Below are 25296 nucleotides of genomic sequence, written 5' to 3' on the forward strand. Positions count from 1 at the left end.
CCTTTGTCGTTTGTGACGGGCGAACGGCACGGCCCTTGCTTTGCTTCTTCCTTTCGCGGCGCCATCAGATTAATGGCACCCAGGGTGGAGGGATTCTCGATGTCTGCCGTTCTCTCATTGTTACAAAGCCGTCTGTTGCGGCCGGTGTTCGTTACTCTTGGTATCGCTCTTTTGGTGCAAGTGCTGGTGGCCGTCGCTCTGACGCGGAGCACCGTCACTGCGCTTGAGGCTGATTTGGGCAATCGGCTGGGGGTCGATAGCCAGAAGCTGTCTGGCGAGTTGGCCCAGGCCGGTAAGGAAGTCACGTCCAGCCTGGACAGCTTGTCGACCAATACCCGTCAGCGCCTGACAGTGGGGCTTTCAACCCGACTGCAGGAAGAGCAGAAGCAGCTGCGTGCGACTCTGGAAAAAGACCTGAAGGATTCCGCCAATGACATGGCGCAACTGCTGGCCTCAGTGGCGCCCCGCGCCATGTGGGACAGTGACGTGCCGACCCTGTCGGAGTTCGCCCGGCGTGCCCAGCGCAATCCCAACGTACTGTTCGTGGTCTATGACGACGCGGCGGGCGAGCATTTGACCCGCTACCTCAATCGCGAAAACCCGATCAACCAGGCGCTGCTGGAAAAGGGCAAGGGTGAGCGCGCGCTGGATAAAGTGCTGGATGCGGCGAAAGATGATCCGTCAGTGTTCTATGTCGAAGCGTCCATCAGCCCCAATGGCGTGGAAATCGGCAAGGTGCGCATGGGGGTTTCCACCGCCGCAGTGGAGGCGGATCTGGCTGCGCTGGATAAGCGCTTCGCAGCCCTGATCGCCAGTGGCGACCAGTTGGTGGGCGACAGTCTCAAAGGGGCGGCGGCTGATAGCGCTGCCGCCATGGGGGCCCGCTTGCAATCCGCGCAAGCCACGGCCACCCAGATGAGCGCCAACACCGCCAGCGTTGTACAGGACGCCGCCGGCACCTTGCGCTGGCGCATCGGCATGGGCTTGGCGCTGGTTGGTTTCGGCGTGTTGCTGCTGATCGCTATCGTGCTGGGGCGTCGTGTGGTCAATCGCTTGAAGTTGCTGATTGCGGCCATGGATGACTTGGCGGCGGGCGAGGGGGATCTTACCAAGCGTGTGCAAATCAATAGCCAGGACGAAATCGGCGCCATGGCCTCGGCGGTCAATCGCTTTGTCGACAAGTTGCAGCCGATTGTGCGCGAGGCGGGCGATGTGGCTCAGCGAACCGGCGTGGAAATCGGGGCCATGACCCAGCGCAATGCCGGTGCTGATGCGGCGGCTGGTTTGCAGCGCGACGAAGTGGCCGAGAGCTTGCGCGCGCTGTCGCAGATGGCGGACGAGGCTCAGGCCGAAAGCCATGCGATGCAGGCAGCGTTGCAGCAGGTGGTGGATATTCGTCAGGCCACGGATGAAAACTCGCGGACTTCCGCGCAAGTCGGCAACTTGATCGAGGCCTTGGCGGGGCAAGTGCAGGCCGGCTCCCAGGTGATCGAGCGATTGGCGCAGCAGAGTGAACAGATCGAAGTGGTGTTGACGGTGATCCACGGGATTGCCGAGCAGACCAACCTGTTGGCGCTCAACGCCGCAATCGAGGCGGCGCGGGCCGGAGAGACCGGGCGCGGCTTTGCGGTCGTGGCAGATGAGGTGCGGGCATTGGCCAGTAAAACCCAAAGCTCCACCGGTGACATCCAGGCTCATATCGTGGCGTTGCAGCAGGGTGCGCGTGAGGCGGTGGAAACCATCGGCAAGGCCGGGCGCCAGGCCAGCGAAGGGCTGCTGGTGTTGCGCGACAGTGTGCGCTTGCAGCAGACCGTACAGGTGTCGGTTGAGCAGGTGCATGCGGCGATCGGTTTGGCGACACGTGCGGCCGAGCACCAGGCCCAGGGTGCTCATGCGGTACGGGGGCGGGTCGAGGTGATCCATGCGCAGGCGGAGCGCGCCGCGCAGGCAGTGGTAGAAACCACCGCCAGCGGCAAGGTGCTGGACGGGCTGGCGGCGCAATTGAAGGCGAGCCTGGGGCAGTTCCGGGCCTAGTGGCTCAGGTGCATCCGGGGCGTCAGCGCAGATGCTGGCACCCCGGCACTGGAGAATGAGCTGTTGGGAATGTTTTCGAACGTCAGAAACGAAAAAACCCGCTTTCGCGGGTTTGATCTGAATTTGGTGCCCAGGAGAAGACTCGAACTTCCACGACCGTAAGGTCACCAGCACCTGAAGCTGGCGTGTCTACCAATTTCACCACCTGGGCATTATCAGCAGCGCTTGCGCTGTTGATGGAGCGAACTATACGGAGGGCTTTTTGATCTGTAAACCCCTGATAACAAAAATATAAATCAATATTCCCGTTAAAAATCAAAGGCCTGAAACGCAAAAACCCGCTTTCGCGGGTTTTTGGAGACTCAAGGTTCAACCTTGAGTTTGAAATTGGTGCCCAGGAGAAGACTCGAACTTCCACGACCTTGCGATCACCAGCACCTGAAGCTGGCGTGTCTACCAATTTCACCACCTGGGCAGCATCAACAACGTTGCCGTCGTCGATGGCGCGCACTATACGGAGCGATTTTTTGGCTGTAAACCCCTGCGATGAAAAAAACCTGGAAAATTTCGCCAGTGGTCGTGCAAGGTGCCCCTCAGGGGCTGCGAAAGGCTTTTAAACGCTTGTGGATGCCTGAAATTTCCCGTTTCAATACGCGTATGCCAAACTAACCCTCATATAGACAAGGTGAAAACTCTCTAATGGCCGATTGGCAGTCCCTCGATCCCGAGGCCGCTCGTGAAGCGGAAAAATATGAAAACCCTATTCCTAGCCGCGAACTGATCCTGGCGCATCTCGCCGATCGGGGTTCGCCTGCCAGCCGCGAGCAATTGGTTGAAGAGTTCGGTCTGACCACCGAAGACCAACTCGAAGCGCTGCGCCGCCGCTTGCGTGCCATGGAGCGCGACGCACAACTGATCTACACCCGCCGTGGTACTTACGCGCCGGTGGACAAGCTCGACCTGATCCTGGGCCGTATTGCCGGCCACCGTGACGGTTTCGGCTTTCTGATCCCGGATGACGGCAGCGACGACCTGTTCATGAGCCCGGCGCAAATGCGTCTGGTATTCGATGGCGACCGTGCCCTGGCGCGCGTGTCCGGGCTGGACCGTCGCGGTCGCCGTGAAGGCGTGATCGTCGAGGTCGTATCGCGTGCCCACGAGTCCATCGTCGGCCGTTATTTCGAAGAAGGCGGTATCGGCTTCGTTGTACCGGACAACCCGAAGGTTCAGCAGGAAGTGCTGATTACCCCGGGCCGCAATGGCGCCGCCAAGGTCGGTCAGTTCGTCGAGGTGAAAATCACCCACTGGCCAACGGCGCGCTTCCAGCCGCAGGGCGATATCGTTGAAGTGGTCGGCAACTACATGGCGCCGGGCATGGAAATCGATGTCGCGCTGCGTACCTACGATATTCCTCACGTCTGGCCTGAGGCTGTGCTCAAGGAAGCCGGCAAGCTCAAGCCTGAAGTGGAAGAAAAGGACAAAGAGAAACGCATCGATCTGCGCCATCTGCCGTTCGTCACCATCGACGGCGAAGATGCCCGCGACTTCGACGATGCGGTCTACTGCGAAGCCAAGCCCGGCAAGCTGCGTCTGTTCTCCGGCGGCTGGAAGTTGTACGTGGCGATTGCCGACGTATCCAGCTATGTGAAGATCGGCTCGGCGCTGGACAATGAAGCCCAGGTGCGCGGCAACTCGGTGTACTTCCCCGAGCGCGTGATCCCGATGCTGCCTGAGCAGCTGTCCAACGGCCTGTGCTCGCTGAATCCGAAAGTCGACCGTTTGGCCATGGTGTGCGAGATGACTATCTCGAAAACCGGCGAAATGACCGATTACCAGTTCTACGAAGCGGTGATCCATTCCCAGGCGCGCCTGACCTACAACAAGGTCAGCACCATCCTGGAAACACCGAAGACCAGCGAAGCCAAGGCTTTGCGTACCGAATACGCTGGCGTGGTGCCGCACCTCAAGCAGCTGTATGCGCTGTACAAGGTGTTGCTGGGCGCACGTCATACCCGTGGCGCGATCGATTTTGAAACCCAGGAAACCCGGATTGTCTTCGGTTCCGAGCGCAAGATCGCCGCGATCACCCCGACCACGCGTAACGATGCGCACAAGCTGATCGAGGAATGCATGCTGGCGGCCAACGTGGCCACCGCCGAATTCCTGAAAAAGCATGAAATCCCTGCGTTGTACCGTGTGCACGATGGCCCGCCACCTGAGCGTCTGGAAAAACTGCGCGCGTTCCTCGGTGAGCTAGGCCTGTCCCTGCATAAAGGCAAGGACGGCCCGACGCCGAAGGATTACCAGGCTTTGCTGGCCGGCATCAAAGATCGTCCGGATTACCATGTGATCCAGACCGTCATGCTGCGCTCGCTGAGTCAGGCGGTGTACAGCGCCGACAACCAGGGGCACTTCGGTCTGAATTACGAGGCGTACACCCACTTCACCTCGCCGATCCGCCGTTACCCGGACCTGCTGACGCACCGGGCGATCCGCAGCGTGATCCACTCCAAGCAGAACACCCCGCACGTCAAGCGCGCCGGTGCGATGACCATTCCGAAGGCGCGCATCTATCCGTACGACGAAGCGGCCCTGGAACAGTTGGGCGAGCAGTGCTCCATGAGCGAGCGTCGTGCCGATGAAGCGACCCGCGACGTGGTGAACTGGCTCAAGTGCGAGTTCATGAAGGATCGCGTGGGCGAGTCGTTCCCTGGCGTGATCACGGCCGTGACCGGTTTTGGTTTGTTCGTCGAGCTGACCGACATCTATGTCGAGGGCCTGGTGCACGTGACTGCCTTGCCGGGTGACTACTATCACTTCGATCCTGTGCATCACCGCCTGGCGGGTGAGCGTACCGGTCGCAGTTTCCGTCTGGGCGACACCGTGGAAGTGCAGGTCATGCGCGTCGACCTCGACGAGCGCAAGATCGACTTCGGCATGTCTGACAAGCCCGCCGAATCACCGGGCAGTCGCAAAAAACGTGGGGGTGATACCCCGGCGCCAGCCTCCAAAGGCAAAAGTGCTCCTGCGAAAGCCGCCGAGCCTGAGCCCGCCAAGGCCGGCCGTCGTTCTTCCAGCAAGGACAAGGTCTCCGAAGCCTACCGCCCAAGCGATGCCGCGGCTAAAAACGCTGAGGTGCGCAAGAGTCGCGAGTTGAAGCAGCAGTTGCTCAACGAAGCCAAAAGCGGTGGTAAACCGGCGTCGGGCGGTAAGTCGCGCGGGCCGGAAAGCTCGTCGAGCAAGACCAGTAAACATCGTAAAGGCCCGTCCAAAACGGGTTCGGCTCCTGCAAAAAGCAGTGGGTCGCGCAAACCTAAGGCCAAGTCATGAGTCTGGAAAAAATCTACGGCGTGCACGCCGTAGAAGCACTGCTGCGTCACCATCCCAAGCGCGTCAAACAAGTGTGGCTGGCCGAAGGCCGCAGTGAGCCGCGTGTGCAAACGCTGGTCGAGCTGGCCAACGAAAACCGCGTCGCCATCGGCCAGGCTGAGCGTCGTGAGATGGACGCGTGGGTGGAAGGTGTGCACCAGGGTGTGGTCGCGGACGTCAGTCCGAGCCAGGTCTGGGGCGAAGCGATGCTGGATGAACTGCTCGACCGCACTGAAGGTGCGCCGCTGCTGCTGGTGCTGGACGGCGTGACCGACCCGCACAACCTCGGCGCTTGCCTGCGCTCGGCAGATGCCGCCGGTGCGCTGGCGGTGATCGTGCCTAAGGACAAGTCGGCTACCTTGACGCCGGTCGTGCGTAAAGTCGCCTGTGGCGCGGCGGAAGTGATTCCGCTGGTGGCCGTGACCAACCTGGCGCGTACCCTGGAAAAACTCCAGCAGCGTGGCCTGTGGGTGGTGGGTACGGCAGGGGAGGCCGAGGTCAGTATTTATGACCAGGACCTCACCGGCCCGACCATCTTGATCATGGGCGCCGAAGGCAAGGGCATGCGCCGCCTGACCCGTGAGCATTGCGATTACCTGGTGCATTTGCCGATGGCCGGTAGCGTCAGCAGTCTTAACGTGTCGGTCGCGACAGGTGTGTGCCTGTTCGAGGCCCAGCGTCAGCGTGGCGCGAAGGCTAAAGCCAAGAAGTAATCTCGAGCCGGGCCTGCATCCAAACTGTGGGAGGGGGCTTGCTCCCGATAGCGGTGTGACAGTCGCCAGATGCAGTGACTGATACTCTGTCATCGGGAGCAAGCCCCCTCCCACAGTTATTCTGGGGTGTATGGAAGATTGTTCAAATAATCACCAATCACCTTGCGCGCTTTCTCCCCCTTCTCTACAATTGCGCCCCTTGCCTTCCTGGCAGGCACCGATGTGCCTCCGTGCGGCAAGATCCATAAGTGTCATTCACTCCTTGTCTGACCGTTTTTGAGCGGCAGGCTACAACCCGTAAGGAGCATTCATGCGTCATTACGAAATCATCTTTTTGGTCCACCCGGATCAAAGCGAGCAAGTCGGCGGCATGGTTGAGCGTTACACCAAGCTGATCGAAGAAGACGGCGGCAAAATCCACCGTCTGGAAGATTGGGGCCGTCGTCAACTGGCCTACGCAATCAACAATGTTCACAAGGCTCACTACGTGATGCTGAACGTTGAGTGCACCGGCAAGGCCCTGGCCGAGCTGGAAGACAACTTCCGCTACAACGATGCAGTGATCCGTAACCTGGTCATCCGTCGCGAAGAAGCCGTTACCGGCCAATCCGAGATGCTCAAGGCTGAAGAAAACCGCAGTGAGCGCCGTGAGCGTCGCGACCGTCCTGAGCACGAAGGCGCTGATAGCGCTGACAGTGATGACAGCGACAACAGCGATAACGCTGACGAGTAATCCACGGACCTTTTAAGGAGCCTATCAAATGGCACGTTTCTTCCGTCGTCGTAAATTCTGCCGCTTCACCGCTGAAGACGTGAAAGAGATCGATTACAAAGATCTCAACACTCTGAAAGCCTACGTATCCGAGACCGGCAAAATCGTTCCAAGCCGTATCACCGGTACCAAAGCTCGTTATCAGCGTCAGCTGGCCACCGCTATCAAGCGCGCCCGCTTCCTGGCCCTGCTGGCCTACACCGACAGCCACGGCCGCTGAGACCGGGCAGTCGACAAGTAGTAAGGGATTGAATGCATGCGCGCCTTAGCTGAGTTCATCATGCGCGGCCGTGTGCAGGCCACTCTGGTAGTGGCTGGCTTTGCGGCATTGCCGTTGTTTTATTGGTTGGGTGCTGCTGCAGGCTGCCTTGTGCTCCTGCGGCGCGGTTTGAAGGACGCCGTTGGCGTTCTTGCCCTGGGATTGTTGCCGGCCTTGATCTGGTGGCTGCAATTGGGTGATCCACGGGTACTTCTGGTACTGCTGGGGTCATCGAGCCTTGCGTTGGTTTTGCGCGCAAGTGAGTCCTGGGTCCGTACGCTGCTGGTCAGCGTGGCATTGGGTTTGGTGTACTCGGTGATGCTTGGCGCGGCTTTCCGCCCACAGATCGAGGCGCTGGCACAAGAGATCGTCAAGATCCTGCCGCTGGCCCTCGGGGATATCTACCAGCAATTGTCGGTAGATGAGCGAGCGCGGTTTGTGTCACTGATTGCCCCGGTCCTGACCGGCCTGATTGCGGCATTGTTGCAGGTTGTCAGCGTTATGAGCCTGATTCTTGGGCGTTACTGGCAGGCGTTGTTGTACAACCCGGGTGGTTTTGGTCGCGAATTTCGCAGTATCAGAATCCCGACGGGGCCGGCGATGTTGCTGCTGGCGTGCATGGTTGTCGGACCGAACTTCGGTCCTCAGATGGCCTTGCTGGCGCCGATTTGCAGCGTACCGCTGGTGTTTGCCGGACTGGCCCTGATTCATGGGCTTGTTGCGCGAAAGCGCCTGGCCAGGTTCTGGCTGGTGGGGTTGTACGTCACGCTGTTGCTGTTCATGCAGCTGATCTATCCGTTACTCGTGGTCTTGGCCATTGTCGACGGCCTGATTGATTTTCGCGGTCGTCTGGCGCCGAAAGACGCCGATAACGCGAACGGTGAAGGTTAAAAGTTAGAGGATTTTCACATGCAACTGATCCTTCTGGAAAAAGTCGCCAACCTGGGCAACCTGGGCGACAAAGTGAACGTTAAGGCCGGCTACGGTCGTAACTACCTGCTGCCATACGGCAAAGCCACCGCTGCAACCGCTGCCAACCTGGCTGCGTTTGAAGAGCGTCGTGCTGAGCTGGAAAAAGCAGCAGCAGACAAAAAAGCTTCGGCTGAAACTCGCGCTGCCCAACTGGCTGAGCTGGAAGTGACTATCACTGCCACCGCCGGTGACGAAGGCAAGCTGTTCGGTTCGATCGGCACCCACGACATCGCTGATGCACTGACCGCCTCGGGCGTTGAAGTGCAGAAGAGCGAAGTTCGTCTGCCGAACGGCACCATCCGCAACGTAGGCGAATTCGACGTAGCCGTGCACCTGCACGCTGAAGTTGAAGCCACCGTACGCGTTGTCGTGGTAGCAGCTTAAGTCGCACCTAACTGGCTGGCACCTCGTGTGCCGGGCGGTTAACATCGGGCACGATCCTGTTTACAGGTCGTGCCTTTTGTTTTTCTACAGACCCCCAATTCCAAGTGGCCATGAACGATATTTCAGCTCCTGAGCAATACGATCTGCAAACCGCTGCCCTGAAGGTGCCGCCGCATTCCATCGAGGCCGAACAGGCCGTGCTCGGTGGCTTGATGCTGGACAACAACGCCTGGGAACGCGTGCTGGATCAAGTCTCGGACGGTGATTTCTATCGGCATGACCACCGCTTGATCTTCCGCGCCATCGCCAAGCTGGCCGATCAGAACTCGCCGATCGACGTGGTAACCCTGGCCGAACAACTCGACAAGGAAGGCCAGACCTCCCAGGTCGGCGGCCTCGGTTACCTGGGTGAGCTGGCGAAAAACACGCCGTCCGTCGCCAACATCAAGGCCTATGCCCAGATCGTTCGCCAGCGGGCCACTCTGCGTCAATTGATCGGTATCAGCACCGAAATCGCCGACAGTGCGTTCAACCCCGAAGGGCGTACCGCCGAAGAGATTCTGGATGAGGCCGAGCGCCAGATCTTCCAGATTGCTGAGGCACGCCCCAAGACCGGCGGCCCGGTAGGCGTCAACGAGCTGTTGACCAAGGCCATCGATCGCATCGACACCCTGTTCAATACCGATGCCGCCATTACCGGTATTTCCACCGGCTACACCGACCTCGACGAGAAAACCAGCGGCCTGCAACCGGCCGACTTGATCATCGTCGCCGGCCGTCCGTCCATGGGTAAGACCACCTTTGCGATGAACCTGGTGGAAAACGCCGTGTTGCGCAGCGACAAGACCGTCCTGGTGTATTCCCTGGAGATGCCAGGCGAATCGCTGGTTATGCGGATGCTCTCGTCGCTGGGGCGTATCGACCAGACCAAGGTACGTTCCGGCCAGCTGGAAGATGACGATTGGCCACGCCTCACCTCGGCGGTCAATCTGCTCAACGATCGCAAGCTGTTCATCGACGACACCGCGGGCATCAGCCCCTCCGAGATGCGTGCGCGTACGCGGCGCCTGGTGCGTGAACACGGTGACATCGCCCTGATCATGATCGACTACCTGCAGTTGATGCAGATCCCAGGCTCCAGCGGCGACAACCGTACCAATGAGATTTCTGAAATCTCCCGGTCCTTGAAAGCCCTGGCCAAGGAATTCAACTGCCCGGTGGTGGCGCTGTCCCAGCTCAACCGCTCCCTGGAGCAACGTCCCAACAAGCGTCCGGTGAACTCCGACTTGCGCGAATCCGGAGCGATCGAGCAGGACGCCGACGTGATCATGTTCGTCTACCGCGACGAGGTGTATCACCCGGAAACCGAGCACAAGGGCATTGCCGAGATCATCATCGGCAAGCAGCGGAACGGTCCTATCGGATTTATCCGCCTGGCGTTTATCGGCAAATACACCCGCTTCGAGAACCTCGCGCCGGGTAGCTACAATTTCGACGACGACGAATAAGCCATCTGCTCAATTCCGACCGTTATCGTCGGAATTGGTCAAAATTTGTGCTATATTTCGCGCCCGCGATTTTTCATCGCAGTTTTTTCATCTCAACACCGGTCACCGTCATGCAAACAGCCAAGCCGTTATTTGACTATCCCAAGTACTGGGCCGAGTGTTTCGGTCCAGCGCCGTTCCTGCCGATGAGCAGGGAGGAGATGGATCAGCTTGGCTGGGATTCCTGCGACATCATCATCGTCACCGGTGATGCCTACGTTGACCATCCGTCGTTCGGCATGGCGATCATCGGCCGGCTGCTGGAGTCCCAGGGCTTTCGCGTCGGGATCATTGCCCAGCCGAACTGGCAGTCCAAAGACGACTTCATGAAGCTCGGCGAGCCGAACCTGTTCTTCGGCGTCGCGGCCGGCAACATGGACTCCATGATCAACCGCTACACCGCCGACAAGAAAATCCGCTCCGACGACGCCTACACTCCCGGCGGCATGGCCGGCAAGCGCCCGGACCGTGCAAGCCTGGTGTACAGCCAGCGTTGCAAGGAAGCCTACAAGCACGTGCCGATTGTGCTCGGCGGCATTGAAGCGTCCCTGCGCCGCATCGCCCACTATGACTACTGGCAGGACCGTGTGCGCAACTCGATCCTGATCGACGCCAGCGCCGATATCCTGCTGTACGGCAACGCAGAGCGGGCGATCGTCGAGGTTGCCCAGCGCCTGTCGTGGGGCCACAAGATCGAAGACATCACCGACGTACGCGGCACCGCATTCATACGCCGTGATACACCGGCGGGCTGGTACGAAGTGGACTCCACCCGTATCGACCGTCCGGGCAAGATCGACAAGATCATCAACCCGTACGTGAACACCCAGGACACCCAGGCCTGCGCCATCGAGCAGGAAAAGGGGCCGGTTGAAGATCCGACGGAGGCCAAGGTCGTGCAGATCCTGGCCAGCCCGAAGATGACCCGCGACAAGACCGTGATCCGCCTGCCCTCGGTGGAAAAGGTGCGCAACGACGCCGTGCTCTACGCCCACGCCAACCGCGTGCTGCACTTGGAGACCAACCCGGGCAACGCCCGCGCCCTGGTGCAGAAGCACGGTGAAGTGGACGTGTGGTTCAACCCGCCGCCCATCCCGATGACCACCGAAGAAATGGACTACGTGTTCGGCATGCCTTACGCACGTATCCCGCACCCGGCGTATGGCAAGGAAAAAATCCCGGCCTACGACATGATCCGTTTCTCGGTGAACATCATGCGTGGCTGCTTCGGCGGCTGCACGTTCTGCTCGATCACCGAGCACGAAGGTCGCATCATCCAGAACCGTTCCGAAGAGTCGATCATTCGCGAGATCGAAGAGATCCGCGACAAGGTTCCCGGCTTTACCGGAGTGATCTCCGACCTCGGCGGCCCGACCGCGAACATGTACCGCATCGCCTGCAAGAGCCCGGAAATCGAATCTGCGTGCCGCAAGCCATCGTGTGTGTTCCCGGGCATCTGCCCGAACCTGAACACCGACCATTCGTCGTTGATCCAGCTGTACCGCAGCGCCCGTGCATTGCCGGGTGTGAAGAAGATCCTGATCGCCTCCGGCCTGCGTTACGACCTGGCCGTCGAGTCGCCGGAGTACGTCAAGGAGTTGGTCACCCATCACGTCGGTGGCTACCTCAAGATCGCCCCGGAGCATACCGAGGAAGGTCCGCTCAACCAGATGATGAAGCCGGGCATTGGCAGCTATGACAAGTTCAAGCGCATGTTCGAGAAGTACACCAAGGAAGCGGGCAAGGAGCAGTACCTGATTCCTTACTTCATCGCGGCTCACCCCGGCACCACCGATGAAGACATGATGAACCTGGCCCTGTGGCTCAAGGGCAACGGCTTCCGCGCCGACCAGGTGCAGGCGTTCTACCCGTCACCGATGGCCACCGCGACGGCGATGTACCACTCGGGCAAGAACCCGCTGCGCAAGGTCACCTACAAGAGCGACGCGGTGACCATCGTCAAGAGCGAGGAGCAGCGCCGCCTGCACAAGGCGTTCCTGCGTTACCACGACCCGAAAGGCTGGCCGATGCTGCGTGAGGCATTGACCCGCATGGGCCGTGCCGACCTGATCGGGCCGGGCAAGGACCAACTGATCCCGCTGCATCAACCGGCTACCGACAGCTACCAGAGCGCCCGTCGCAAGAACTCGACACCGGCAGGCAGCCACAAGGTCGCCAAGGACACCACCACCAGGGTCCTGACCCAGCACACCGGCCTGCCACCGCGTGGCAGCGACGGCAGCAACCCATGGGACAAGCGCGAGCAAGCCAAGGCCGCAGCCCAGGCGCGCAACAAGCAAGCCGCCAAGGAGCGCACCGATGCGGCCAAGGGCAAAGGCAAGAAGCCTGCCCGCAAGCCGGTCGTGCCGCGTTGATCGCAGCCTGAAACGCAAAACGCCAGCCTCGTGCTGGCGTTTTGCTTTCTAGTCGCTGGGTAGCCTGTTTGTTAAGGTGTCGCCCATAGAACCGTCATCGGGGGCAAGCCCCCTCCCACATTGGATCGGGTTCACACATCAAAGGGTGGGAGGGGGCTTGCCCCCGATAGCGTCAGTCCAGTCACCCCCCTCTTTTCAAGGAAGAACACCCATGGGCAACCCCCTGGCCAGCATCGGCATGGACTTCAACCGCTCCCAGTTCATGGCCCGCCAGCGCATCGAAAGCCAGATCAACCTGCCGCGCCTGTTTGCGGCCATTGACGCCGACCCCGGCATTGTCGGCGCGGGTGTCGTGTACATCGACGCCGACTTTAATGTCGTGACCCTGCGTGAATTCAAGCCCATCTGCAGCATCAAGCCCAAGCGCGTCATTATCCGTGAGGCGCAGAAGTACATCGCGCCAGCTCAGTTTGTCGAGCAGGTGAAGACCGACCCGCGAGAAGAGCGCCTGAGGAAGGAGGTGTTCGACATGGGCTTGTCCTGCGGCGCCGCCGTGATCGGCTGGATTGTGGTGTTCAGCGGTAGCGTTGCTGTGCCGTTCACGGCGGGTGCCAGCGCTTTTGTGGTCGGCATTGGCGTGACGGCGGCGCTGGCCGGCAGTGCGCAATGTGGGTTCGGTGTAGCGCGCACCTACAACGAGATTCTTGACCCCGACGCTAACGATCGCTTGGACGATACCGAGTGGTACAACGCCGTTTCCCCCGTGCTCGATGCGGTCTCATTGGTGGGTATCGGGACCGGCGCGCTCACAACCGTGAAACTGCTCAAGGCCAACAAGGCCGCCGCGCTTGGCAAGAGTTGGTACCAGTTGCTCAAGGGCTTGAGCCGTCAGGAGCGTAAAAAGCTGACCAAGGAGCTGTTAAGCCTGCGCGATCCCAGCCTCACGCCCAAGTTGCTCAAGTTGCAGCAGCGCGCGGGCAAATTGACCAAGAGCTATACGTCCACCGAAATTCGTCACGCCACCCTCACCCAGATGAAGGATGCACTGGGCGGCCTGCTGGGGATCGTGGGCAGCTATCGCAGCGGTAACGTGGGCACCGCCAGTACCCTGGCGATCGGCTTGTACGAGGACCTGACGGAATGAGCGGCTTTCCCGACAGGGCGGCCTTCCTGCGCCGCTATTTTCCGGTTTTCATGGGCACGATCTTCATGGCGATCTTTTCCGGTTCGTCTGCTGTGTCCATGGCAGGGGTGACTTATTGGCGCGACGCTGATCCGGCGCTCAAGTCCAGCTACTCCGGGCTGCTGATCCTGCTGCTGGTAGTCGTGATCGTATTCAGCAACGTCATGATTGCGCGCGGACGCACCTGGGCCACTGGCCTGGTGGCGGTTTACCTGGGCGGCTGTCTGCTGTTTGTATTGCCGATGATTCAGTATCACCTTCATGCGCTGGCTTACGGCTCGGGAGTATTTTTCCCGCTGATGGGGTTGTTATTGCTCAACAGCAAACGCCACCGTGAAATGCGCCAGAAGCTGGTCGAGGTCCGTCACCTGCGTGAAACCATGATCGCCCAACGCAAAACCCATTGACTGGGTAGATTCGCCACCTGTCTTCGCAGGTTCGCCACAATTATGTGCGAGCCTCGCACCACGGCACTCACCTGGGCGCCGTTTTGGTGCTGTACTGCACCGGGTCCTACGATAAAGCGCAATGACCGCTGCTCTGGCATAAGTCTTGCGCGCTTTGTTTCCATGCCCTGGCTCGCAGGAGGCCGCCGTGTCGATTCATGTCGCGTTGCACCACGTCACCCATTACCGCTACGACCGTGCGGTAGAACTCGGCCCGCAGATCGTGCGTTTGCGTCCGGCGGCCCATAGCCGCACGCGGATACTGTCCTACGCGCTGAAAGTGCTGCCCGAGCAGCATTTCATCAATTGGCAGCAAGACCCCCAGGGCAATTACCTGGCGCGGCTGGTGTTCCCGGAAAAAACTGACGAGCTGCGTATCGAAGTCGACCTGGTCGCCGAGATGGCAGTGTTCAACCCGTTCGACTTTTTCCTTGAGCCCTATGCCGAAAAAATCCCTTTCAGCTACGCCGCCGACGAGCAGCGCGAGTTGGCGCCGTACCTGGAAACCCTGCCGCTGACGCCGACGTTTGCCGCCTACCTGGCCGGCATCGACCGTACGCCGCTGCCGGCGGTGGACTTCCTGGTGGCGCTCAATCAGCGGTTGGCTAGCGACATCGCTTACCTGATCCGTATGGAGCCCGGGGTGCAAACCCCGGAGTTCACCCTGGAAAACGCTTCCGGTTCGTGCCGCGACTCGGCCTGGCTGCTGGTGCAATTGCTGCGCAACCTCGGGCTGGCGGCACGATTTGTGTCCGGCTACCTGATCCAACTGACCGCCGACGTCAAAGCCCTCGACGGCCCGTCCGGCACCGACGTGGACTTCACCGACCTGCATGCGTGGTGCGAAGTGTATTTGCCCGGTGCAGGATGGATCGGCCTGGATGCCACTTCCGGGTTGTTCGCCGGTGAAGGTCATATTCCTTTGGCTTGTAGTCCCGACCCATCCTCTGCCGCGCCGATCAGTGGGCTGGTGGAACCGTGCGAGTGCGAATTCACCCATGAAATGTCGGTGGAGCGCATTTGGGAAGCGCCACGGGTGACCAAGCCCTACACCGAAGAGCAGTGGTTGGCGATCCAGGCGCTGGGCCGTCAGATCGACAGTGACCTGCTCAAGGATGACGTGCGCCTGACCATGGGTGGCGAGCCGACCTTCGTCTCCATCGACGACCCCGACGGTGCCGAGTGGAACACCGCCGCGCTGGGGCCGAATAAGCGGCGCCTGTCTGCCGAGCTGTTCCAGCGCATGCGCAAGCACTATGCGCCGACGGGGCTGGTGCACTTCGGGCAGGGCAAGTGGTACCCCGGCGAGCAACTGCCGCGCTGGTCACTCAACTGTTACTGGCGCCGCGACGGGGTGCCGATCTGGCACAACCCTGCGCTGATCGCCGATGAACAGCAGGACTACGGCGCCGACGACGCGCTGGCCGGACGCTTCCTGGCCAGCGTCGCCGAGCGCCTCAAGCTGCCTGCGCGTTTCGTGTTCCCGGCCTTCGAAGACAACTTCTACTACCTGTGGCGCGAGGGCGCGCTGCCGCAAAACGTCACCGCCCAGGACCCGCGACTGAGCGATGAGCTGGAGCGCGAACGCCTGCGCAAAGTCTTCAGCCAGGGCCTGGATAAAGTCATCGGCCACGTGCTGCCGCTGGCGCGCACGGCGGCCAATGATCGTTGGCAGAGCGGGCGCTGGTACTTGCGCGATAACCACTGTCGGCTGGTGCCGGGGGATTCGCCGCTCGGCTACCGCCTGCCATTGGCGTCGCAGCCATGGGTGAGCGCGGCGGAGTATCCCTTCGTGCATCCGGTTGACCCCAATCAGGATCAACCGGAGCTGCCGACACCTGCGCAACTGAAGAGTCACGACGAGCCCGCGCCTGGCGACGAGCGCGTGCCCACAGTGGATGAATCCGCCGATTGGCTGACCCGCACCGCGCTGTGTGCTGAGGCGCGGGGCGGGCGCCTGTACCTGTTCATGCCGCCGCTGGAGCGCGTCGAGGATTACCTGGAGCTGGTGGCCGCCATCGAAGCCACCGCCGAAGAGTTGCATTGCCCCGTACTGCTGGAAGGTTACGAGCCGCCGTTTGACATGCGCCTGAGCAACTTTCGCGTCACGCCGGACCCGGGTGTGATCGAGGTCAACGTGCAACCGTCCGCCACCTGGGACGAGCTGGTGGAGCGCACTGAATTCCTCTACGAAGAGGCGCGACAAACCCGCCTGACCACCGAAAAGTTCATGATCGACGGGCGCCACACCGGCACCGGTGGCGGTAACCACTTTGTCATGGGCGGCGCAACGCCCAAGGACTCACCGTTCCTGCGCCGGCCGGATCTGCTGCGCAGCCTGATCAGCTACTGGCACAACCACCCTTCGCTGTCCTACCTGTTTTCCGGGTTGTTTATCGGCCCGACCTCCCAGGCGCCGCGGGTCGACGAGGCGCGTAACGACGCGCTGTACGAGCTGGAAATCGCTTTCGCCCAAATGCCGGCGCCCGGCGAAGAGTGCCCGCCGTGGCTGGTCGATCGCCTGCTGCGCAACCTGTTGATCGACGTGACGGGTAACACCCACCGCGCGGAATTCTGCATCGACAAACTTTACTCACCCGACGGTGCCACCGGCCGCCTGGGCCTGCTGGAGCTGCGCGCTTTTGAGATGCCGCCCCATGCGCGCATGAGCTTGACCCAGCAACTGCTGCTGCGCGCCTTGGTTGCGCGTTTCTGGCGCGAACCTTATGCGCCGCCGAAACTGGCGCGCTGGGGTACTGAGCTGCATGACCGTTTCCTGTTGCCGCACTTTATCGAGCAGGACTTTGCCGATGTGATCGTCGAGCTGAATGCCGCCGGTTATCCGCTGCGTGCCGAATGGTTTGCGCCGCATCTGGCGTTTCGTTTCCCCAAGGTCGGCGACTACGCGGTCGGTGGCATCGAGCTGGAACTGCGCCAGGCCCTCGAACCCTGGCACGTGCTGGGCGAAGAGGGTGCGGCGGGCGGTACGGTGCGCTATGTGGATTCGTCGCTGGAACGCCTGCAAGTGAAACTCACCGGGTTGGCGCCGCAACGCTACCTGCTGACCTGCAACGGTATGGCGGTACCGCTGCAAGCCACCGGGCGTGTCGGTGAATTTGTCGCCGGCGTGCGTTACCGCGCCTGGCAACCGGCCAACTGCCTGCAACCGACCATCCCGGTGCATGCGCCGCTGGTGTTCGACCTGCTCGACACCTGGATGCAACGCTCCCTCGGCGGCTGCCAATACCATGTGGCCCACCCGGGCGGGCGTAATTACGACAGCTTGCCGGTGAACGCCAACGAAGCCGAGAGCCGGCGCATGGCGCGGTTTTTCCGTCTTGGCCATAGTCCGGGCAAGCTCCCTGTACCGCCGGTGGTCATCAACGATGAGTTACCGATGACCCTGGATTTGCGGCGTTTTCCCAATAAAAATGACTGACGCGGATCAACTATGAGACGGCGCTTCTGTGACCAGGGCGCTTGTCCACATTAAACTGCGGTGACTTTGACCCCCTTTGCCCTGCCGAGCGTTCCATGTCCGACTTGCTCGACCGTTACCCGCTGACTGCGGGCACTTATCACGAACTGCTGGATGACAGCGGCGCGGTGCGTGCCCATTGGCAGCGCCTGCTCGACCACTTGCAACGCAGTACGCCTGCGCAACTGGCCCAGCGTCAGGCGCTGTTGACCCGGCAGATCCAGGAAAACGGCGTGACCTACAACGTCTACGCCGACCCCAAGGGCGCCGACCGCCCGTGGGAGCTGGATCTGCTGCCCCATGTGCTGGCTGCCGATGAATGGCAGCACCTCGCTGCGGGGATCGCCCAGCGTGCGCGTTTGCTCAATGCCGTGCTGGCCGATCTCTACGGCCCGCAACGCTTGATCAAGGAAGGCTTGCTGCCGGCCGAGTTGGTGTTCGGGCATAACAACTTCCTGTGGCCGTGCCAGGGTATCCAGCCGCCGCAGGGGACGTTCCTGCACCTGTATGCGGTGGACCTGGCGCGTACGCCGGATGGCCGCTGGTGGGTCACCGCCGACCGCACCCAGGCGCCGTCGGGTGCGGGTTATGCCTTGGAAAACCGCACTATCGTGTCGCGTGCGTTCCCGGACCTGTACCGCGATCTGCAAGTGCAGCACCTCACCGGTTTCTTTCGCACCCTGCAGGAAACCCTGGCTCGCCAGGCGCCTGGCGATGACCAGCCGCCGCTGATTGTGTTGCTCACGCCGGGGCGCTTCAACGAAAGTTATTTCGAACATCTCTACCTTGCGCGCCAGCTCGGTTACCCGCTGGTGGAGGGCGGTGATCTCACCGTGCGTGACAGCACGGTGTTCCTCAAAACCCTCAGTGGCCTGCGCCGGGTGCACGCCATCATGCGTCGGCTGGATGACGACTTCTGCGACCCGCTGGAATTGCGCACCGACTCGGCCCTCGGCGTGCCCGGCCTGCTGGATGCCGCGCGCCAGGGCAACGTATTGGTCGCCAATGCGTTGGGCAGCGGTGTGCTGGAGTCCCCGGGCCTGCTCGGCTTTTTGCCGAAGATCAACGAGTTTTTATTTGGCGAAGCATTGATCCTGCCGTCCATCGCCACCTGGTGGTGCGGTGAGGCGCCGGTGCTCGCAAAAGCCTTGGAGAAACTCCCGGAACTGTTGATCAAACCGGCGTTTCCTTCGCAAAGTTTCACCCCGGTCTTCGGGCGTGATTTGAACGACGAACAACGCGAAGCCCTGGCCGAACGCATGCGTGCGCGGCCCTACGCGTATGTCGCCCAGGAGTTGGCGCAACTGTCCCAGGCTCCGGTGTGGCATACCGTGGATGACCACCTGCAACACCGCGCCATTGGCATGCGCGTCTACGCCGTGGCGAGTGAGGAAGGTTATCGCGTGCTGCCGGGCGGGCTGACCCGCGTGGCGGCCGAGGCGGATGCCGAAGTGGTGTCGATGCAGCGCGGTGGCGCGAGCAAAGACACCTGGGTGCTCGGCGAACGCGCCGCCGGGGGCGAGCATTGGCGCGCGCAGCGTGCGATCGGTGTGCATGACCTGGTGCGCCGCGACCCTTATCTGCCATCGCGGGTGGTGGAGAACCTGTTCTGGTTTGGCCGTTATTGCGAGCGCTGTGATAACAGCGCGCGCTGGCTGCGCATCGTGTTGGCGCGCTATGTCGACGGTGACGATCCGCGGGCGTTGCAGGCGGCGGTCGAGCTGGGTGACAGCCTGCACTTGTTGCCGGAGGAGGGCGAGTTGCCTGAACGCCTGTTGGCGGCCTTGCTGGGCGATGACTGGCCGTCGAGCCTGCGCGCCAATCTGCAGCGTTTGCAGTGGGCGGCGTCCCAGGTGCGCGGTAAGTTGTCGCGGGAAAACTGGCAGGCGTTGGTGGAGCTGCAACGCGAAGCGCTGGAGTTGGAAAGCGAAGTGCCGGACTTTGGCGAGCTGCTGGACTTCCTCAACCGTTTGGTGATGTCGCTGGCGGCGCTGTCCGGGTTTGCCCTGGACGATATGACTCGCGACGAAGGCTGGCGCTTCTTGATGATGGGGCGGCGCATCGAGCGCCTGCAATTTCTGAGCAGCAGCCTCGCGGCGTTCCTGCGCGGTATGGCGGTGTTCGATCAGGCGGGGCTGGAGTGGTTGCTGGAGCTGGGTAACAGCAGCATCACCTATCGTTCTCGCTACCTGGCGGTGCCGCAATTGATTCCGGTGCTCGACTTGTTGCTGCTGGACGAGCAGAACCCCCATGCCGTGCTGTTCCAGCTCAAATTGGTGAGCCGTACCCTGCGCCGTCTCAACGATGACTTCGGGGTGCCACGGGAAACCGGCCTCGGGCCTCTGGTGGAGCGCCTGACGCGTTTTGACCTGGGCTGCCTGGAGAACCCGCTGTTCGGCGAGTCCAGCGTACGCGCCGCATTGGATGGCCTGGCCGACCTGCTGCAGGCGGTGGCCGATGAGAGTGGGCAGGTGTCGGATCGCCTGGCGTTGCGTCACTTTGCCCATGTGGATGATGTCAGCCAACAAACGGTGTCGGTGTGATGAGTGCGCGCTACCAGATTTTCCATGATACCCATTACCACTATGACAGCCCGGTGTCCCTGGCCCAGCAATTGGCACACTTGTGGCCCAGGCCCTGCGCCTGGCAGCGCTGCAGTTCGCAGCAACTGGATATCAGCCCGCAGCCGTCTTCGCGGCGGGATGAGCTGGACGTGTTCGGCAACCCGATCACCCGTCTCGCGTTCGAGCGGCCTCATGACGAGCTGCTGGTGAATGCCGGGCTGACCGTGGAGGTGCTGGCGCGGCCGGCGCTGGACTTTGAGCAGTCACCCGCCTGGGATCAGACCCGTGACAGCCTGACCTACAGCAGCCAGCCGATGTCGGCGCCACTGATCGAAGCCTGCCGCTATCGCTTTGAATCGCCTTACGTGCACTTGAAGAAAACCTTCGTTGAGTTCTCCGAAAGCTGTTTCCCCCCAGGCATGCCGTTGCTGCTGGGGACGCAAGCGTTGATGGAGAAGATCTTCAGTGAGTTCACGTTCGATGCCGAAGCCACCCAGGTCGCCACGCCCCTGGTGGAAGTGCTGGAGCGCCGCCGCGGCGTCTGCCAGGACTTTGCCCACCTGATGCTCGCCTGCCTGCGCTCGCGGGGCCTGGCGGCGCGCTACATCAGCGGCTACCTGCTGACCCAGCCACCGCCCGGGCAACCACGACTGATCGGCGCGGACGCGTCCCATGCCTGGGTTTCGGTGTATTGCCCGGTGTCGGGCTGGGTGGATTTCGATCCGACGAACAACGTGCAGCCGGCGCTGGAGCACATCACCCTGGCCTGGGGCCGGGATTTCTCGGATGTATCGCCGTTGCGAGGGGTGATTCTGGGAGGGGGGAGCCATGACCCGGAGGTGCGGGTGACGGTGATGCCGCTGCAATGACCCTGGATTGTGGTGAGCCGGTCGGGCCTGCTCACCACAAAGCAATTTATTGCGCCGGATCCTTTGGTGTTTCAGCCTCGTCGTTCGTCTCTTCACCATCCACATCATGGTTCAGCGCGTTCGCTTCTCCTTCTGCGGCGGCTTTCTTGCGTTGCAGTTTTTCCTCTTTCTTCTGCTCCTTGGCCAAGTCTCTCTGACGTTTGGCGAAGGAGTAATTAGGTTTGGCCATGGGCGATCCTCTAGGGTCGAAGGTGAGGGTGGCGGCGCTCGGCTGCCTTGGGCTGCCATGGTAGCAGCTTAGCCGCGCGCTTGGCCTTCACTTACCGCAGGCGTAGGCCGCGAACAGGCCGTTGAACAGTTGATTGAGGTGCATGGCTCGGACTCCGTTGGGTGATGGGCCGATCATAGACAGGTCGTAGTACTTTGGCTGGTAGATTGTGTTGATACGGCTGATAGCCTAAAGTTGTATACAATCTGTTGATTCAGATCATAAGAATTCCTGCCTGCTTGAGGCACCCTTGTCGCAATCCGCGTTTTTTAAACCCTGCCTTGGAGATTCACATGTTTGCCAAACTCGTTGCTGTTTCCCTGCTGACTCTGGCGAGCGGCCAGTTGCTTGCTGCAGAGTGCAAGGTCACCGTCGACTCCACTGATCAAATGTCCTTTAACACCAAGGCCATTGAAATCGACAAAAGCTGCAAGACGTTCACCGTCGAGCTGACCCACTCCGGCAGCTTGCCGAAAAACGTCATGGGCCATAACTGGGTGCTGAGTTCCGCTGCCGACATGCCAGGTATCGCCAGCGACGGCATGGCCGCCGGTCTCGACAAAAACTACCTGAAAGACGGCGACACCCGCATCATCGCCCACACCAAGATCATCGGTGCCGGCGAGAAAGACTCGGTGACCTTCGATGTGTCGAAGCTGGCAGCGGGTACCGACTATGCGTTCTTCTGCTCGTTCCCGGGCCACATCTCGATGATGAAAGGCACTGTGACCGTCAAGTAAGACCGCGTCATCGTTCATCGGGGGCAAGCCCCCTCCCACAGGTTGGAATGCATTCCAAGTGTGGGAGGGGGCTTGCCCCCGATGACATTCTGCAAATCAACCCAACACTATCGGGTTCGCCTCAAGGCGCAAACGGCATCACCCGCTTGTGTTCGGTCTTGCGATACGTATCGCAAATGATCTTGAACGCTTCCTCACGCACCGGCTCGCCGTGCAGGAACGCATCGATCTCGGCATAGGTCACGCCGTGGGACGCCTCGTCCGGCTTGCCCGGTGACAGGTCTTCCAGGTCGGCCGTCGGCACCTTCTCCACCAACGACTCCGGCGCGCCAAAGTGCCGCGCAATCGCTCGCACCTGATGCTTTACCAGCCCGCTCAGCGGTGCCAGGTCACAGGCCCCGTCACCGAACTTGGTGAAAAAGCCCATGACCGCTTCCGCCGCATGGTCAGTGCCGATTACCAGCCCACCCGTAGCCCCCGCGATGGTGTATTGCGCGACCATGCGCATGCGCGCCTTGGTGTTGCCCAGTACGAAATCGCGGGAGACCGCCGCCTTGCCTTCAAACGCTGCCACTTCATTGGCCAGGGATTTCACTGCCGGGCCGATGTTTACGGTGTGGCGCTCGTCCGGCTCGATAAAGTCCACCGAAGCCTGGGCATCGTGTTCGTCGAACTGGGTTTCGTAAGGCAGGCGCACGGCGATAAAGCGGTAGGCTTGGTCACCGGTGGTGGCACGCAGCTCCTTCATTGCGCGCTGGGCCAGGAGGCCCGCGGTCAGGGAGTCGACGCCGCCGCTGATGCCCAGCACCAACGTCTTGAGCCCGGAATTGCGCAGGCAATCCTGGATAAAAGCCACGCGGCGAGCCACTTCGGCCTCAAGGGCGGCCGGGTCTTTGAACGGCGCTTGGACCTTGAGCTGCTGCGCAATCTCACGCTGTACGGCTTGCATGATTCACTCCTTGCTGGATAGGGCAGGTACTTTGAAAACGTGACGCAAATAGGCGACGAAATTCGGGTCGGTGCAATGGGTCTTGCCCGCCTCATCAGAGATCTTCGCCACCGGCTGGCCATTGCAGGCCGTCATTTTAAGCACGATGCTCATCGGCTCAACCCCTGGGATATCACAGGTCAGGTTGGTGCCGATGCCGAAGCTCACATTGATCCGACCGCGCAGCGCACGGAATATCTCCAGGGCCTTGGGCAGTGTCAGGCTGTCGGAGAACACCAGGGTCTTGCTCATCGGCTCGATACCGAGCTTGTGGTAGTGGGCGATGGCTTTCTCGGCCCACTGCACGGGGTCGCCGGAATCGTGGCGCAGGCCGTCGAACAGCTTGGCGAAGTACAAATCGAAGTCGCCGAGGAACGCGTCGGTGGTGATGCAATCGGTCAGGGCAATACCCAGCAGGCCACGGTATTCGCGGACCCAGCAGTCGAGCGCGGCGATCTGGCTGTCGATCAGGCGCGGGCCGAGTTGCTGATGCGCCATGATCCACTCGTGAGCCATGGTGCCCAGGGGTTTCATGCCCAGCTCGCGGGCCAGGTGCACGTTGCTGGTGCCGACGAATCGCCCGGGGAAGTCATGCTTGAGCACATTGACCACTTCTTCCTGCACCCGGTACGAGAAGCGTCGACGCGTGCCGAAGTCGGCTACTTGCAACTCCGACAGCTCGTCGCTGCTGGCGTTGTCGGTGAGCCAGTCGAACTTGCGATACAGCTGCTCGCGGGCCTGTTCCAGGATCACGGTCTGGTAACGGTAGCGGTTACGCACTTCGCTGACGATGGCCAGCATCGGCACTTCAAACAGGATCACATGCAGCCACGGCCCGCGCAGGCGGATGAACAACTCGCCGTTCTCGATGCCGGTTTGCACGTAACGCAGGTTGAAGCGGAACAACCCGAGAAAACGCAGGAAGTCCGGCTTCATGAAGCTGATGCGCTCCAGGAAACTCAGTTGGTCAGCGCTCAGGCTCAGTTCGGCGAGACGCTCGATCTGGTAGCGGATTTCCGCCAGGTACGGGCGCAGGTCTTCGCTGTTACGGCAACGGAATTCCCATTCAACTTCCACGTTGGGGTAGTTGTGCAGCACCGCCTGCATCATGGTCAGCTTGTAGAAGTCGGTGTCGAGCAGGTTCTGCACGATGCGATCGGCAAACACACTCTCGCTCATTATGGGAATCTCCAGACGGGTCGGCGAGGGGCGCCGGCCGTTACGCACGATTAAGGAATGGCGCTAGTGGCGCATAGACCCATGGGGTTTTGCCAGTGATTTTTTCGGGTGTGACGACTGGCCTCATCGGGAGCAAGCCCCCTTCCACAGGTTGGAATGCATTCCAAGTGTGGGAGGGGGCTTGCTCCCGATTGCGGTATCCCGGGTACTAAGCCACTTGCTCCATCATCCATTTCACGAATTCGCGCACCTTGGGCACCTCTGCCGAGTGCTCGGGATAAGCCAGGTAATACGCGTCCTGGCTTGGCATCGCATGCTGCCAGGGAATCACCAGCTTGCCCTCGGCCAGCTCTTCCTCCACCAGAAACCGCGGCAGCAGCGCCACGCCACAGCCCACCTGTGCCGCACGAATGCACATATAGAAGGTGTCGAAACGCGGCCCGTGGTAGCTGTGTTCGGTCTGGTAGCCTTGGCTCGCGAACCAGTCGTGCCAGCCTTGGGGGCGTGAGGCGTTTTGCAGCAGTACCAGCTCGCTCAGTTGGGTCGGATCGCTGAACGGCTTGGCCGGCAGGCTCTCCGGCGCGCACACCGGCACCAATTCCTCGCTGAACAGCTTCAGGCTCTCGGTGCCGGCGCGTGAGCCCTGGCCGAAGTAAAAGGCCATGTCCGCCTTGCCTTGCAGCAGTTCATCGGGGGCCTGCTCGTTGCACAGGTCGAGGTGGATTTGCGGGTGACGCAAACGCCAGCCCTTGAGGCGTGGCACCAGCCAGCGTGCGCCAAAGGTGTACGGCGTGGACACGCGCAATACCTCGGTCTCGCCGCCGTAGGAGCGCAGGTAATGGGTGGACATCTCCACCTGCGTGAGGATCTTGCGCACTTCCACCAGGTACAGATCCCCTGCCGGCGTCATCTGCAGGCGGCGGCGCACTCGGCGGAACAGCAGGTGTTGCAGCAGTTCTTCCAGTTGCGCCACTTGCTTGCTCACCGCGCTCTGCGTGAGGTTCAACTCCTCGGCGGCGCGGGTGAAGCTCAAATGGCGGGTGGCGGCTTCGAAACACTGCAGGGCGGTGATCGAAGGCAAATGTCTTTTGTTCAGCACGGCACGCCTCGTCTGATGCTTTGCATGAATAAACGGAATGATATCTCGCCTAATCGT

18 protein-coding genes, 2 tRNA genes and 2 pseudogenes are annotated in these 25296 nt (G+C 61.1%); 16 read left to right on the forward strand and 6 right to left on the reverse strand.

Annotated features, from left to right (window positions below):
* Positions 1-978 precede the first annotated feature (978 nt).
* Positions 979-1176 (forward strand): annotated as a pseudogene (locus JBE38_RS27995) (HAMP domain-containing protein); the annotation flags it as partial.
* Positions 1177-1518: 342 nt separating this feature from the next.
* A pseudogene (locus JBE38_RS28000) lies at positions 1519-2034 on the forward strand (methyl-accepting chemotaxis protein); the annotation flags it as partial.
* 124 nt (positions 2035-2158) lie between these two features.
* Here JBE38_RS28000 and JBE38_RS09325 read toward each other — a convergent pair.
* A tRNA-Leu gene (locus JBE38_RS09325) sits at positions 2159-2245 on the reverse strand.
* Between the two features lie 177 nt (positions 2246-2422).
* A tRNA-Leu gene (locus JBE38_RS09330) sits at positions 2423-2509 on the reverse strand.
* 224 nt (positions 2510-2733) lie between these two features.
* On the opposite strand from JBE38_RS09330, the gene rnr reads away from it, so the two are divergent.
* From rnr to JBE38_RS09395, 13 genes are all read left to right on the forward strand, one after another.
* Positions 2734-5364: a ribonuclease R gene (gene rnr, locus JBE38_RS09335; protein WP_090367132.1), complete on the forward strand. Its 2631-nt coding sequence runs from the start codon at positions 2734-2736 to the stop codon at positions 5362-5364.
* On the forward strand, positions 5361-6116 hold the full coding sequence (rlmB, locus tag JBE38_RS09340) for a 23S rRNA (guanosine(2251)-2'-O)-methyltransferase RlmB (protein WP_090367130.1): 756 nt from the start codon (positions 5361-5363) through the stop codon (positions 6114-6116). Before rnr ends, rlmB begins: the two co-directional genes overlap by 4 nt.
* 310 nt (positions 6117-6426) lie before the next feature.
* Complete coding sequence (gene rpsF / locus JBE38_RS09345) at positions 6427-6849, forward strand: 30S ribosomal protein S6 (protein ID WP_003236224.1); 423 nt, start codon at positions 6427-6429, stop codon at positions 6847-6849.
* Between the two features lie 28 nt (positions 6850-6877).
* Positions 6878-7108, forward strand: a complete 231-nt coding sequence (gene rpsR / locus JBE38_RS09350) for a 30S ribosomal protein S18 (RefSeq protein ID WP_002551829.1) — start codon at positions 6878-6880, stop codon at positions 7106-7108.
* A gap of 36 nt (positions 7109-7144) precedes the next feature.
* Positions 7145-8038, forward strand: coding sequence for a hypothetical protein (locus JBE38_RS09355; protein ID WP_060755096.1), 894 nt, complete (start codon positions 7145-7147; stop codon positions 8036-8038).
* 18 nt (positions 8039-8056) lie between these two features.
* Positions 8057-8503 (forward strand): 50S ribosomal protein L9, encoded by a 447-nt coding sequence (gene rplI, locus JBE38_RS09360; protein ID WP_003171376.1) that lies wholly within the window; start codon positions 8057-8059, stop codon positions 8501-8503.
* A gap of 110 nt (positions 8504-8613) precedes the next feature.
* Complete coding sequence (dnaB, locus tag JBE38_RS09365; protein ID WP_060755095.1) at positions 8614-10011, forward strand: replicative DNA helicase; 1398 nt, start codon at positions 8614-8616, stop codon at positions 10009-10011.
* A 110-nt stretch (positions 10012-10121) separates the two neighbouring features.
* On the forward strand, positions 10122-12425 hold the full coding sequence (locus JBE38_RS09370; protein WP_060755094.1) for a YgiQ family radical SAM protein: 2304 nt from the start codon (positions 10122-10124) through the stop codon (positions 12423-12425).
* A gap of 211 nt (positions 12426-12636) precedes the next feature.
* The gene (locus JBE38_RS09375; protein ID WP_060755093.1) at positions 12637-13569 is read left to right on the forward strand and encodes a hypothetical protein; all 933 of its coding nucleotides are present in this window, start codon (positions 12637-12639) and stop codon (positions 13567-13569) included.
* On the forward strand, positions 13566-14015 hold the full coding sequence (locus JBE38_RS09380; protein WP_090367128.1) for a hypothetical protein: 450 nt from the start codon (positions 13566-13568) through the stop codon (positions 14013-14015). Before JBE38_RS09375 ends, JBE38_RS09380 begins: the two co-directional genes overlap by 4 nt.
* 187 nt (positions 14016-14202) lie before the next feature.
* On the forward strand, positions 14203-17493 hold the full coding sequence (locus JBE38_RS09385; protein ID WP_205344175.1) for a transglutaminase family protein: 3291 nt from the start codon (positions 14203-14205) through the stop codon (positions 17491-17493).
* A 95-nt stretch (positions 17494-17588) separates the two neighbouring features.
* A complete protein-coding gene (locus JBE38_RS09390; RefSeq protein WP_205344176.1) occupies positions 17589-20075 on the forward strand; it encodes a circularly permuted type 2 ATP-grasp protein in 2487 nt (828 codons plus the stop codon).
* The gene (locus tag JBE38_RS09395; RefSeq protein WP_060755089.1) at positions 20075-20965 is read left to right on the forward strand and encodes a transglutaminase family protein; all 891 of its coding nucleotides are present in this window, start codon (positions 20075-20077) and stop codon (positions 20963-20965) included. Before JBE38_RS09390 ends, JBE38_RS09395 begins: the two co-directional genes overlap by 1 nt.
* A 46-nt stretch (positions 20966-21011) precedes the next feature.
* On the opposite strand, the gene JBE38_RS09400 is transcribed toward JBE38_RS09395, so the two are convergent.
* A complete protein-coding gene (locus JBE38_RS09400) occupies positions 21012-21194 on the reverse strand; it encodes a hypothetical protein (RefSeq protein ID WP_060755088.1) in 183 nt (60 codons plus the stop codon).
* A gap of 332 nt (positions 21195-21526) precedes the next feature.
* Between JBE38_RS09400 and azu the strand changes: the two genes are divergently transcribed.
* On the forward strand, positions 21527-21973 hold the full coding sequence (gene azu, locus JBE38_RS09405; RefSeq protein ID WP_060755087.1) for an azurin: 447 nt from the start codon (positions 21527-21529) through the stop codon (positions 21971-21973).
* A gap of 121 nt (positions 21974-22094) precedes the next feature.
* Here azu and nadE read toward each other — a convergent pair whose 3' ends face one another.
* The 3 genes from nadE to JBE38_RS09420 all read right to left on the reverse strand — a co-directional run bounded on the left by nadE (position 22095) and on the right by JBE38_RS09420 (position 25239).
* Positions 22095-22922 (reverse strand): ammonia-dependent NAD(+) synthetase, encoded by an 828-nt coding sequence (gene nadE / locus JBE38_RS09410; protein ID WP_090367120.1) that lies wholly within the window; start codon positions 22920-22922, stop codon positions 22095-22097.
* A 3-nt stretch (positions 22923-22925) separates the two neighbouring features.
* Positions 22926-24140, reverse strand: a complete 1215-nt coding sequence (gene pncB, locus JBE38_RS09415) for a nicotinate phosphoribosyltransferase (RefSeq protein ID WP_060755085.1) — start codon at positions 24138-24140, stop codon at positions 22926-22928.
* 208 nt (positions 24141-24348) lie between these two features.
* Complete coding sequence (locus tag JBE38_RS09420) at positions 24349-25239, reverse strand: LysR family transcriptional regulator (protein WP_060755084.1); 891 nt, start codon at positions 25237-25239, stop codon at positions 24349-24351.
* Positions 25240-25296: the final 57 nt, after the last annotated feature.

Origin of the sequence: Pseudomonas sp. ICBG1301 (assembly GCF_016918385.1) — a bacterium.
GTDB lineage: Bacteria > Pseudomonadota > Gammaproteobacteria > Pseudomonadales > Pseudomonadaceae > Aquipseudomonas > Aquipseudomonas palleroniana.